Source organism: Paenibacillus forsythiae T98, from assembly GCF_000520735.1.
Classification (GTDB): domain Bacteria; phylum Bacillota; class Bacilli; order Paenibacillales; family Paenibacillaceae; genus Paenibacillus_AQ; species Paenibacillus_AQ forsythiae.
On record NZ_ASSC01000230.1, the window covers coordinates 1 to 11,794 of the forward strand.

Genomic DNA, 11,794 nt, shown 5'->3' on the forward strand with positions numbered 1-11,794 from the left:
GGCAAGCTTCGCGTACCGCACAACCGTATCCGGCACTTCGCCGGGAATGCCGATCTCGCCGTTCATGACGGCCTTGCTGGTGCTAGTAAGCTGCGTCACCGCAATAACAAGCGGCCGGGGAAGCTCCGGGTTCTTGCGCAGAGCCGCATCGATGCCCTCTCTTGCAGCGGCCATCATGGCCGAGCCGCCGGATGCATGGACGTTGAACATATCGACGCCAAGGGCGGTCACGCTCTCGGCTCCGCCTTTGACCGTGTTCGGGATATCATGCATCTTCACGTCAAGAAATACGGAGTAGCCAAGGGCCTTCAGCTCTCTGACAAAATCCGGACCTGCGGCGTAGAACAGTTGCATGCCTACTTTCATATAGCACGGTATGCCTTGCAGCTTGGCGATCAGCTCTCTCGCTTGTCCGGCATCCGGGTAATCCAGCGGGATCATCAGACGTTTGGCCATGCTCTCCCATTGCGCGTCCCGTGTGACGGTATTCTCCTTCGCCTCAGCTGCCTGCACAGGCTGCCTTTCTCCGGTCATAACAACACTCCTTCGCTGAGTAAGTGAAATAGCTCTTCCTTTCAATCATTACGCACAAATGCCCGGGCACAGCGGAACGGTCTGCGAGTCGACGCAAACCGTTCCTGTAATTCCATGTGCCTTCGCACCATTCTTATTGTCCGACAAAAGCCGGCATCGACTGCGAGGAGAAGTTGATCGTCTCCAGCATGCGCAGCAGCGCCGTTACGGTATCAAGCGACGTCATGCAGACGATGCCGTTCTCGACCGCTTCGCGGCGGATAAGGAAGCCGTCGCGCTCCGGCGTCTTGCCCTTCGTGAGCGTGTTGAAGACGAAGTTCGCCTGGCCGCTGCGGATAATGTCGATAATGGTAGGCTCGCCTTCGCCGAGCTTGTTGACGTTCATGACGTTGAGGCCCGCATTTTCCAGCGCCGAAGCGGTGCCGCCCGTAGCAATGATCTTGTAGCCCAGACGGTGGAAGCCTTTCATCAGCTCAACCGCCTCCGCCTTATCCTTGTCGGCTACGGTTACGATAATCGAGCCGGTTGACGGAATTTTCATACCTGCGCCGATCAGGCCTTTATACAGAGCCTTTGCATACAGTCTGTCGCGGCCCATGACTTCGCCGGTCGATTTCATTTCCGGACCCAGCGTCGGCTCTACTCTGCGCAGCTTGGCGAACGAGAAGACCGGCACTTTGACGGAGACGTAATCGCTCTCCGGCCACAAGCCCTCGCTGTAGCCTTCGTCCTTCAGCTTGCCGCCGAGAATGACCTTCGTTGCCAGAAGGGCCATCGGAATGCCCGTCACCTTGCTCAGGAACGGCACGGTGCGCGATGAGCGCGGATTTACCTCGATGACGTAAACCTCGCCGCGGTAGATGACGAACTGGATGTTGACCAGTCCGACCGTCTTCAATTCCTTGGCAATCTTGATCGTGATATCGGCGATTTTCTGTTTCAGGCTGTCTTCCAGATGCTGCGGCGGATATACCGCGATAGAGTCGCCGGAATGGACGCCCGCGCGTTCCACGTGCTCCATAATCCCTGGAATAACCACCGTTTCACCGTCGCAGATGGCATCGACTTCCACCTCTTTGCCCAGCATGTAACGGTCGATCAGGACCGGATGATCCGGGTTGACCTTGACCGCTTCCTTCATATAGCTGAGCAGCTCGGCATCCGAGTAGACGATTTCCATCGCACGGCCGCCAAGGACGTAGGAAGGACGCACCAGAACCGGATAGCCGAGCGCTTGGGCCGTGCCCACAGCTTCTTCCACCGTCGTTACGGTGTTGCCTTTCGGCTGCGCGATATCCAGGCGGGACAGCAGCGCTTCGAACCGTTTGCGGTCTTCCGCTTCATCGATGCTTTCAAGGCCCGTGCCAAGAATGTTGACGCCTGCCGCGCTAAGTGGAGCGGCCAGGTTGATGGCCGTCTGTCCGCCGAACTGCACGATGACGCCGACCGGTTGTTCCTGCTCGATGACATTCATGACATCCTCGAAGAACAGCGGTTCGAAATAGAGCCGGTCGGAGGTGTTGAAGTCGGTGGATACCGTCTCCGGGTTATTATTGATAATGACCGCTTCGTATCCGGCCTTCTGGATCGCCCAGACGGCATGAACCGTCGAGTAGTCGAACTCGATGCCCTGACCGATACGGATCGGGCCGGACCCAAGCACCACCACTTTTTGCTTATCGGATGGAAGCACTTCATTCTCGGTTTCGTAAGTCGAGTAATAGTAAGGCGTAGTCGCCTCGAATTCGGCCGCGCAGGTGTCAACCATTTTGTAGACAGGCTTCAGTCCCTGCATAAGGCGCATCTCCCGCACCTCGGCTTCCTTCGTCAGCTTGCCGCCAGGCTGGCCTTCCGCCCGCAGCTCGGCAATAGCACGGTCGGTAAATCCAAGACGCTTCGCCTGATACAGCGTTTCCGGCGTCAGGCTCTCTTCTTCGCGGATGCGATCCTCGAAGCCGATCAAGCCCTCGATCTTGTCAAGGAACCACCAGTCGACCTGGGTGATATCCTGAATTTCCTGAAGCGGATATCCGCGGCGGAACGCCTCGGCAATCAGGAAGATGCGCTCGTCGTCCGGTTTCCCCAGACGGGTCTTTAACACCTCATCCTCAAGCAGCTCCGCTCCCGAAAGCTTGAACCGGTGAACCCCGATCTCCAGCGAACGGATCGCTTTGTGAATCGACTCCTCGAAGGTGCGGCCGATAGCCATAACTTCGCCGGTCGCCTTCATCTGCGTGCCGAGCTTGCGGTTCGCATAGATGAACTTGTCGAACGGCCAGCGCGGAATTTTGCTGACGATATAATCGAGCGTCGGCTCGAAGCAGGCATAAGTCTGCCCCGTAACCGGGTTGACAATCTCGTCCAGCGTGTAGCCGAGGGCGATTTTGGCCGCCATCTTGGCAATCGGATAGCCGGTCGCCTTCGACGCCAGCGCCGACGAACGGCTTACACGCGGATTCACTTCAATGACATAGTATTGATAGCTCTGCGGATCGAGCGCGAACTGCACGTTGCAGCCGCCTTCGATGTTCAGCGCGCGGATAATCTTCAGCGAGGCGCTGCGGAGCATTTGGTACTCGCGGTCGGACAGCGTCTGGCTCGGCGCCACGACGATACTGTCGCCGGTATGCACGCCGACCGGGTCGAAATTCTCCATGTTGCAGACTACGATACAGTTGTCATTCGCGTCGCGCATCACTTCATATTCGACTTCCTTCATGCCGGCGATGCTCTTCTCGATCAGGCACTGGCCGATCGGGCTGTAGCGAATGCCAGCTTTGACCGTCTCGCGAAGCTCTGCTTCATTCGCGCAAATGCCGCCGCCGGTGCCGCCCAGCGTGTAAGCCGGACGGACGATCAGCGGATAGCCGATCTCAGCCGCGAACGCCAGCGCTTCGTCCAGCGTCGTAACAATCGTGCTCTCCGGCACAGGCTGTTCAAGTTCACGCATCAATTCGCGGAACAAATCGCGGTCTTCCGCTTTCTCTATAGAGTGCAACTGGGTGCCGAGCAGCTTGACGTTCTCCTGCTCCAGCACGCCCGCGCGCGCCAGTTCGACGGCCATGTTCAGGCCGGTCTGCCCGCCGAGCGTCGGCAGCAGCCCATCGGGACGCTCCTGCCGGATAATGCCGGTAACGAAGTCGAGCGTAATCGGTTCGATATATACTTTATCCGCCATGTTCGTATCGGTCATGATGGTGGCGGGGTTGCTGTTGATCAGAATAACCTCTACGCCTTCTTCCTTCAGCGCCTGGCAGGCCTGTGTTCCGGCGTAGTCGAATTCGGCCGCCTGGCCGATTACAATCGGCCCGGAGCCGATCACGAGTATCTTTTTAAGCTTATCGTTCTTAGGCATTCTATTAGTAGGCTCCTTTCACGGCTTCAAGCTGCTGTTTCGGGGCTTTCGCCGCAATCCGCGCGTTCGCCGCATGCTGGGCTTGACGGGAAATCGCGGGAGTGCTCTGCTTGTGCTCCGCAATCATCTCCAGGAAACGGTCGAATAAGTAGCTGCTGTCATGCGGTCCCGGAGCCGCTTCCGGATGGTACTGCACCGAGAAAGCGGGGTAGCGGGTATGCTTCAGCCCTTCAATCGTCTTGTCGTTATTATTGATGTGCGTTACTTCAAGCTCCGTGCCTTTTACCGAATCTTCGTTCACGGTATAGCCGTGGTTCTGCGAGGTGATATAGCAGCGTCCGCTCGACAGCTCCTTGACCGGATGGTTCCCGCCGCGATGTCCGAATTTAAGCTTCTCGGTATCGGCGCCGCAGGCCAGCGCAAACAGCTGATGTCCCAGGCAAATGCCGAAGATCGGGTATTCGCCGAGCAGCTCGGAAATGGTCTTGACCGCATATGGCACGTCCTTGGGGTCCCCCGGACCGTTGGACAGCTGGATGCCGTCCGGATTGATGCGCCGAATTTCGTCAGCCGTAACGTTATGGGGAACGACGATGACGTCGCAGCCGCGATTGTTCAGTTCGCGCAGAATCCCCGTCTTGGCGCCGTAGTCCACCAGCACGATTTTTTCCTTCGTTCCCGGACTGCTGTATGCGCTGGCAGTGGAAGTGCGTGCCACCTGGTTGCGCAGCTCGGCAATCGAGGTATCGTTCATCATTTCCATCAGCTCTTCCACCGGCTTGTTGGAAGTGGTCAGGATGGCCTTCATCGTGCCATAGTGGCGGATGATGCGGGTCAGCATGCGGGTGTCAATGTCGCTGATCCCGGGAATGCCGTACTCTTTCAGCAGGTCATCGACGCTGTACTCGGCGCGCCAGTTGCTCGGCACCGTCTCATGACGGCGCACAACGAAGCCGTGCACGAAAGGCCGCACGGACTCGAAATCATCACGAGTGATGCCATAATTGCCGATCAGCGGATACGTCATCGTAACGATTTGCCCGCAGTACGAAGGATCGGACAATACCTCCTGATATCCCGTAATCCCCGTATTAAATACAACCTCTCCAGTCTTCTCGCCTTCCGCGCCGAATGCGGTGCCGGTAAACAGCGTTCCGTCCTGTAGCAGCAATCTTGCCTGCATTCCCTTCCACTCCTCTTCATTCTGTATTCTCAAAACTGTATGTTCTCTTAACTTCCGGAGTGTCCGCTTATGGTTCCTCCGCCTCTCAGGCCTGCAGCCCCGCTTCGTTCTTCCGGTTCGTTTCCTGTTCTTCACTCCATACAACACGGCCGTCCGTAAGGGTCATCACCGGCCAGCCTTTCAGCTTCCAGCCTGTAAACGGCGTATTGCGTCCCTTGCTGGCGAAGGTTTCCGGGTTGACTTCCTTCTCCATCTCCAGATCGATCAGCGTTACATCTGCCGGAGCTCCCGGCTCCAGCACACCGGAGTTAAGTCTGAATACGCGGGCCGGATCGGCGGTCATTCTCTTGACCAGCAGGCCGAGATCCATCTTCCCGGCATCAACAAACTTCGTATACATCAGCGGAAAGGCCGTCTCGAATCCGACAATCCCGAACGGTGCGGCCTGCATCCCTTTGGCTTTCTCCTCGGCGCTGTGGGGCGCGTGGTCCGTCACGATGATGTCGATCGTTCCGTCAAGCAAGGCTTCGATACAGGCGTCCACATCACGGCGCGAACGCAGCGGGGGGTTCATTTTCCAATTCGCATCCAGGCCGGGAATATCTTCGTCAGACAACAGCAGATGATGCGGACAGACCTCGGCAGTTACGTGAATGCCGATTTCCTTGGCCTGGCGGATCAGCCGAACCGACTGCTCCGTGCTGACATGGCATACATGGTAATGCACGCCTGTCGCTTCCGCCAGCAAAATATCCCGCCCGACATGGATCGCTTCCGACTCGTTCGGGATACCCTTGAGTCCGTGCTTCCGGGCGAATTCGCCCTCGGCCACCGGCGCGCCCACAACCAGGGAGTTGTCTTCACAGTGCGCGATGACCGGCATATCCATGGAAGCCGCGATGCTCATCGCATCCTTCATCATCTGCGCCGTCTGCACGCCTACGCCGTCATCCGTGAAGCCGATCGCTCCGGCTTCTTTCAGGGCGGCAAAATCGGTAAGCTCCTGCCCCTGCTGACTCTTCGTAATCGCGGCGTAAGGCAGCACCTTGACCAGTCCGGCCGCGCGGGCCTTGTCCTGCACCAGCTTCACCACTTCCGGGCTATCCGTGACCGGCTTCGTGTTCGGCATGCAGGCAATCGTCGTGAATCCGCCCTTGGCCGCCGAGCGGCTGCCGGTTTCAATCGTCTCCTTATGTTCAAAGCCCGGTTCGCGCAAATGCACATGCATATCGATGAACCCGGGAACAAGCAGCTTGCCTGCGGCGTCAATCGTTTCCGGGCCGTCCGCCACACTGTCGTTCTCGTTCAGGACAGCGCTGATAACGCCATTCTCAATCTTGATATGCTTGCGCTCCAGGCCGCCTTCCGCATTCAAAACACTGGCATTTTTGATGATCACGTTCATGCTGTCTCCTTTTGCCCGCGACAGATCCATCCGGGCTCTTGTGTTATTATATAATAAAAATTCATCTTTGTGTATATTTATTAACTCATCTGCGAATGGCTTTAGCGGATCGCTCTCTCGATGACGGCCATCCGCACCGGAACGCCATTAGACATCTGCGGAAAAATCAGCGATTTGGCGCTTTCCACCACCGCATCGTCGATCTCGACGTTCCGGTTAACCGGAGCCGGATGCATAATGACCGTGTTCGGGCTTAACTTCGACGCCCGCTCTTCAGTCAAGCCGAACTGCCGCCGGTACTCCTCGGCCGACTGAATCATTCCGGAGGCATGACGTTCGAGCTGCACACGGAGCATCATCACCACGTCCGCTTTCAGCGCTTCATCTATCGTGACATAAGGCGCGTACTCCATAAGTTCGGGGGCTTTCATATTTTCCGGCGCGCAGAACTGCACCTTGGCCCCCATCTGTGTCAGACCCCACAGATTGGAGCGAGCTACCCGGCTGTGCATAATATCCCCGATGATCGACACGGTCAGGCCTTTGATTTCGCCGAAAGTCTTAATCATGGTATACATGTCCAGCAGCGCCTGTGTCGGATGCTCATTGTTGCCGTCGCCGGCGTTAATCAGCGGAATCGAGACCCTCTCCGACAGCTGGGCCAGCACGCCGGTCGGCTTCAGCCGCACGACGCCCGCATCAATGCCCATAGACTCCAGGGTGCGCACGGTGTCGTAAATCGACTCGCCCTTTTCCACGCTGGAAGCCGCAGCTGTGAAATTCAACACCTGGGCGCCAAGGCGTTTCTCCGCCATTTCAAACGAGAACCGGGTTCTTGTGCTGTTCTCAAAGAACATGTTCGATACGAACCGGGAAGCAAGTACCGTGCTTACCTTTTCAGTCTGCTTGTCCCAATATGCCGCTCTGTTCAGGATTGCGGCAATTTCCGTTGGGTCCAGCCCTTTCAATCCGAGCAGACTGCGTTCTTTCACTCTGGTAGCTGTCGTCATTTATTTTGCCTCCCAGTTCGATAATATGTGCACTTCGTCCATTCCGTCGACTTCCTTCAGCGCTACTTCAATGGATTCATGCCTTGAGGTGGGCACGTTCTTTCCTACATAGTCCGGTCGGATGGGCACTTCCCGGTGTCCCCGGTCTGCCAGAACCGCGAGTTGAATCATTCTCGGCCGTCCGCAGTCCATCAGCGCGTCCATTGCCGCGCGAATCGTTCGTCCGGTGTAGAGAACATCGTCGAACAGAATGATTTTTTTGTCGCGCGTGCCGGACTCGCCGCCGGGAATGATCAGCGTCCCTTTTCCGTTACCATCTCCGCCGCTGGCTTTATTATTCTTCCCCGGCTCCAGGTCATCGCGGTAAGGGGTGACATCAAGCTCGCCGTATGCCACATCCGTGCCCTCAATTTCCTTGATTCGCTCCGCGATCCGGCGGGCCAGGTATACTCCCCGGGTGCGGATGCCGATCAGCATGCAATCCTCGATGCCTTTGTTCTTCTCGAGGATCTCATGGGCAATCCGCGAAAGCGCCCGGCGGATTGCCGTTTCGTCCATAATGACATTCTTTTCGATAATCATCTAAGCTTAGCCTCCAGGTCATGCGCCATATGCCCGATCTGCCGCCAAACCAAAAACTCCTTGCCTTAAGCAGGCAAGGAGTGAAATCCGCAGATTGAAGAAGAGTGGCGGGCGCGCAGCAAAAGAACTCCGTGCAGACAGACGGATTCCCTACAAAAAGCCGCGAACCTCGATTCACGTTACCTTGCCAGCCTCACGGGACTGAATTAAAGGCGCTATTCATTTATCATATGGATTATGACAGAACGGACAACTTGTGTCAACCTTCTCGCAGAAAAATAACCCCGGCACCACAATCGGCGCCGGGGCTGCTCTACACTGACAAATTAAAATTCAAATTCAACGTCGCTCAGGCGGCGTTTGATTTCCGAAATCACGCGCAGTTCTTCTTCTTCGCCTTTGGCTATAAAAGTAACGGAGAAACGGACGAACGCGCCCGCATCATCCCACGGCACGGTGGAGATCAGCTTTTCACGGATCAGATATTGGGAGAAATCCTCGCCGGACTCGAAACGGCGTCCGCCCTTGATGCCCTTCGGAGCTTCAACATACATAAAGAAGGAGCCTTTCGGTTTCGTCGCCTTGAAGCCAAGACTGTTCAGCGCGTCAACCAGCAGGTTGTGACGGCGGGAATATTTGGCCGCGATAGCTTCCGTGATTTCCGGATGGGCAAGGCCGTAGGCCGCTGCCTTCTGAATCGCGATAAACTGGCCGGAATCGTTGTTGTCCTTCACATCGCCGAATGCCTTGACAATCAGCGGATTGCCTGCCACAAAACCGATTCTCCAGCCGGTCATATTGTAGGACTTGGAAAGGGAATGCAGCTCAACACCGACGTCCTTGGCGCCGCGAACGGACAGGAAGCTCAGCGGTTTCAGGCCGTCATACGTCAGCGCCGCATATGGAGCGTCATGAATTACGACAACATTATATTTCTTCGCCCAGGCCACAACTTCGGCAAAAAAGTGCGGAGTCGCGCTTGCGCCCGTCGGATTGTTCGGATAGTTCAGGTAGAGCAGCTTCGCCTTATGTGCGATGTCTTCCGGAATAGAGCTAAGGTCAGGAAGGAAGTTGTTCTCCTTCTTAAGCTCAACATTATAGACTTGGCCGCCCAAATATTTCGTATGGGTTCCAAGCACCGGATAGCCCGGAATGGTCATGATTGTAATATCACCCGGATTGATAAAAGCGGAAGGCAGCATGGCCAGCGCCGGTTTCGAACCGATGGAATGCAGAACTTCAGTTTCCGGATTAATGTCAGCTACATTAAATACGTCTTTCAGATATTTGGCCGCCGCTTCCTTGAATTCGGCAATCCCGTTATCGGCATAACCGCGGTTCTCTTCCTTGGCCGCTTCCTCGGCCAGCTTGGCGACGATGCCGGCATCCGCCATCTCGTCCGGTTCGCCTACGCCCATATCGATCAGCTCGATATCCGGAAAATCCTTCTTCGCCGCGGCTTTGGCCCGCTTGATCTTCTCAAATTTATAGATATTGGTGTCCTTGCCATAGTTCGCTCCGCCGATGCGGTCCGCAAAATTGTTCTGGATATACGTATTCTGGTAATGTTCAACGCTCATAAAAGTGATCTCACTCCTGCTCCGTGGAATATAAGGCGGATGAACGGGCGCTCAGCCCATCCATTCTATATTGTTAAATATGACGTAACAGCGGCTTCAAAACAATGGACAAATCCGCAGTTGATTTGTACTTATCTGCTCCGCAGACGGGCGAGCAGCTCTTCCATATCCTCCGGCAGCGGCGCCGAGAACTCCAGATATTCCTCCGTGGAAGGATGAACGAAGCCCAGTACGGCTGCGTGCAAGGCTTGTCCGCCTTCCATAAAGATTCCTTTACTCCGGCCGTATACGGGATCGCCGACAAGCGGATGACCGATAAATTTCATGTGCACCCGAATCTGGTGGGTTCGCCCGGTTTCCAGCTGCAACTGCAGCAGAGTGCAATCGCCAAATCTCTCCAGTACGGTAAAATGGGTTACTGCGGTCTTGCTGTTCTTCTCCGTTACCGTATACAGCTTCCGGTCATGCGGGTCCCTGCCGATCGGAGCGTCCACCGTTCCCTGGTCATGGGCCACATTCCCTTGAACCACCGCCAAATAGCGCCGGGTTACACTGTGCTCTTTGAGCTGCGCCGCGAGCGAATTGTGGCTGGCGTCGTTCTTGGCCGCCATAATGAGACCCGATGTGTCCTTGTCAATCCGGTGCACGATGCCGGGACGAATCTCGCCGTTAATTCCCGACAGGTCCTTGCAGTGGCACATCAGGGCATTGACCAGCGTGCCGGAGGGATGACCCGCCCCGGGATGCACGACCATGCCGCGCGGCTTGTTGACGACAATCATGTCGGCGTCCTCGTAAGCGATGTTCAGCGGAATATCCTCCGGTGTAAGTTCAGACGTCTCCGGCTCCGGCACCCTTACACTGACTGTATCGCCCGAGAGGAGCTTGTGGTTCGCTTTTACCGCTGTGCCGTTTACCGTTACATGTCCCGCTCCGATCCACTGCTGCACCTGGGAACGGGAGATTTCCTCCTCCCAGGCTTCGGTTATATATTTATCGATCCGTTCCCGGGCGTATTCCTCCTGAACGGTCCAGACGACGATCTCTTCATTGTCCATCGCTTCGCCTTCTGCCCTGTCATTGCGGGCGTCCTTGTTCAATGCTGTTCATTCCCTTCCTTTACCTCGCTTGTTTCCCTCACTTCAATAACCTCGGTCGGACCGCCCCGCATATCCATAATGGAATCGAGTATAATGAGCGCTACGCCGACGACAATGCAGGAATCCGCCACGTTAAAGATCGGAAACGTATAGCTGCCGAAATTAAACCGCAGGAAATCGACGACCTCGCCTGTCAGCGCCCGGTCGAGAAAATTGCCGACTGCGCCGCCAAGCACAAGCGACAGCGCCAAAGGCAGCAGGCGCCGCGATCTTCTGACCTTGTTCAAGTACCAGACGATTCCGATCAGAACGACAATTGTCACCAGAATAAGAAACCAGCGCTGGTCTTGCAAAATGCTGAAAGCGGCGCCTCGGTTGCGGTGCGATGTAATGACAAAAAAGTTTCCGATCACCGGAATTTGCTCATCAATTTCCAGTCGGGTGGAGATCAGATATTTCGTTCCCTGGTCAAGCAAAAATACAATTAGCGCGATCAGATAGTACACCACTTCAGCTTGTCACTCCGTTCTTATTTTTCCCGCCCCAGAGCGGTCCAAAACATGTATAAAGACTTGTATATTGTAGCACAGGCCTCAAGAACCCGTCCATTGCGCGAAAGCTTGCGCCGCTTCGTTTGAAAGCACAATTTGCCAGCGTTAAAAATTCGGGCAATCGGCCAATCTAATAAGGAAAACGGCACTAAGGAAAGGAGCCGAGGCCAATGAATCACCTGTCTTCGGAACAGCTTGCCAGCCTGCGCGGCCTTCTTGTCCGGCAGCAAAGCGATATCCGGCACAGACTAAAAGAGAATGAAGATCACGGACTTGAAGATTCCATGCGGGATATGTCGGGCGAGCTGACGGAGATTGACAATCATCCCGGAGACGTCGCCACCGACCTGTATCACCGTTCCATGGATATTTCGCTTCAGGAGCGGGAAGAGCAGGAACTTACGGATATAGAGGACGCCCTGAAAGCGATGGACAACGGCACATACGGCATTTGCGCGGCGAGCGGACAGCCGATTCCGTATGAGCGGCTAGCC

General features: G+C 55.9%; 10 protein-coding genes. 1 reads left to right on the top strand and 9 read right to left on the bottom strand.

Annotated elements, in window-relative coordinates; all coding sequences use genetic code 11:
• The 9 genes from pyrF to lspA form a co-directional block, all read right to left on the bottom strand.
• Window positions 1–456: orotidine-5'-phosphate decarboxylase (gene pyrF / locus L692_RS0108030; protein ID WP_036722710.1), on the bottom strand; the 456-nt coding region annotated here is incomplete at its 3' end.
• A gap of 211 nt (window positions 457–667) precedes the next feature.
• A complete protein-coding gene (gene carB, locus L692_RS0108035) occupies window positions 668–3,889 on the bottom strand; it encodes a carbamoyl-phosphate synthase large subunit (RefSeq protein ID WP_025698789.1) in 3,222 nt (1,073 codons plus the stop codon).
• 4 nt (window positions 3,890–3,893) lie between these two features.
• Window positions 3,894–5,072: a glutamine-hydrolyzing carbamoyl-phosphate synthase small subunit gene (gene carA / locus L692_RS0108040; protein WP_025698791.1), complete on the bottom strand. Its 1,179-nt coding sequence runs from the start codon at window positions 5,070–5,072 to the stop codon at window positions 3,894–3,896.
• A gap of 85 nt (window positions 5,073–5,157) precedes the next feature.
• Complete coding sequence (locus L692_RS0108045; protein WP_025698794.1) at window positions 5,158–6,477, bottom strand: dihydroorotase; 1,320 nt, start codon at window positions 6,475–6,477, stop codon at window positions 5,158–5,160.
• Window positions 6,478–6,578: 101 nt separating this feature from the next.
• Window positions 6,579–7,487 (bottom strand): aspartate carbamoyltransferase catalytic subunit, encoded by a 909-nt coding sequence (locus L692_RS0108050; RefSeq protein WP_025698796.1) that lies wholly within the window; start codon window positions 7,485–7,487, stop codon window positions 6,579–6,581.
• Window positions 7,488–8,069 carry a bifunctional pyr operon transcriptional regulator/uracil phosphoribosyltransferase PyrR gene (gene pyrR, locus L692_RS0108055; protein ID WP_025698798.1) on the bottom strand — a complete coding sequence of 194 codons (582 nt, stop codon included), beginning with the start codon at window positions 8,067–8,069 and terminating at the stop codon, window positions 7,488–7,490.
• A 326-nt stretch (window positions 8,070–8,395) separates the two neighbouring features.
• Entirely contained in the window at window positions 8,396–9,649 is a 1,254-nt protein-coding gene (locus tag L692_RS0108060) for an LL-diaminopimelate aminotransferase (protein ID WP_025698800.1), read from the bottom strand.
• Between the two features lie 131 nt (window positions 9,650–9,780).
• A complete protein-coding gene (locus tag L692_RS0108065) occupies window positions 9,781–10,707 on the bottom strand; it encodes an RluA family pseudouridine synthase (protein ID WP_036722717.1) in 927 nt (308 codons plus the stop codon).
• A gap of 38 nt (window positions 10,708–10,745) precedes the next feature.
• Entirely contained in the window at window positions 10,746–11,258 is a 513-nt protein-coding gene (lspA, locus tag L692_RS0108070) for a signal peptidase II (protein ID WP_025698802.1), read from the bottom strand.
• 212 nt (window positions 11,259–11,470) lie between these two features.
• Between lspA and L692_RS0108075 the strand changes: the two genes are divergently transcribed.
• The coding region (locus L692_RS0108075; RefSeq protein WP_025698804.1) for a hypothetical protein at window positions 11,471–11,794 on the top strand (324 nt) is incomplete at its 3' end.

Coding starts and splice junctions, on each gene's coding strand:
- carB (WP_025698789.1), bottom strand. CDS start 3,889: ATGCCTAAGAACGATAAGCTTAAAAAGATACTCGTGATCGGCTCCGGG.
- carA (WP_025698791.1), bottom strand. CDS start 5,072: ATGCAGGCAAGATTGCTGCTACAGGACGGAACGCTGTTTACCGGCACC.
- L692_RS0108045 (WP_025698794.1), bottom strand. CDS start 6,477: ATGAACGTGATCATCAAAAATGCCAGTGTTTTGAATGCGGAAGGCGGC.
- L692_RS0108050 (WP_025698796.1), bottom strand. CDS start 7,487: ATGACGACAGCTACCAGAGTGAAAGAACGCAGTCTGCTCGGATTGAAA.
- pyrR (WP_025698798.1), bottom strand. CDS start 8,069: ATGATTATCGAAAAGAATGTCATTATGGACGAAACGGCAATCCGCCGG.
- L692_RS0108060 (WP_025698800.1), bottom strand. CDS start 9,649: ATGAGCGTTGAACATTACCAGAATACGTATATCCAGAACAATTTTGCG.
- L692_RS0108065 (WP_036722717.1), bottom strand. CDS start 10,707: ATGGACAATGAAGAGATCGTCGTCTGGACCGTTCAGGAGGAATACGCC.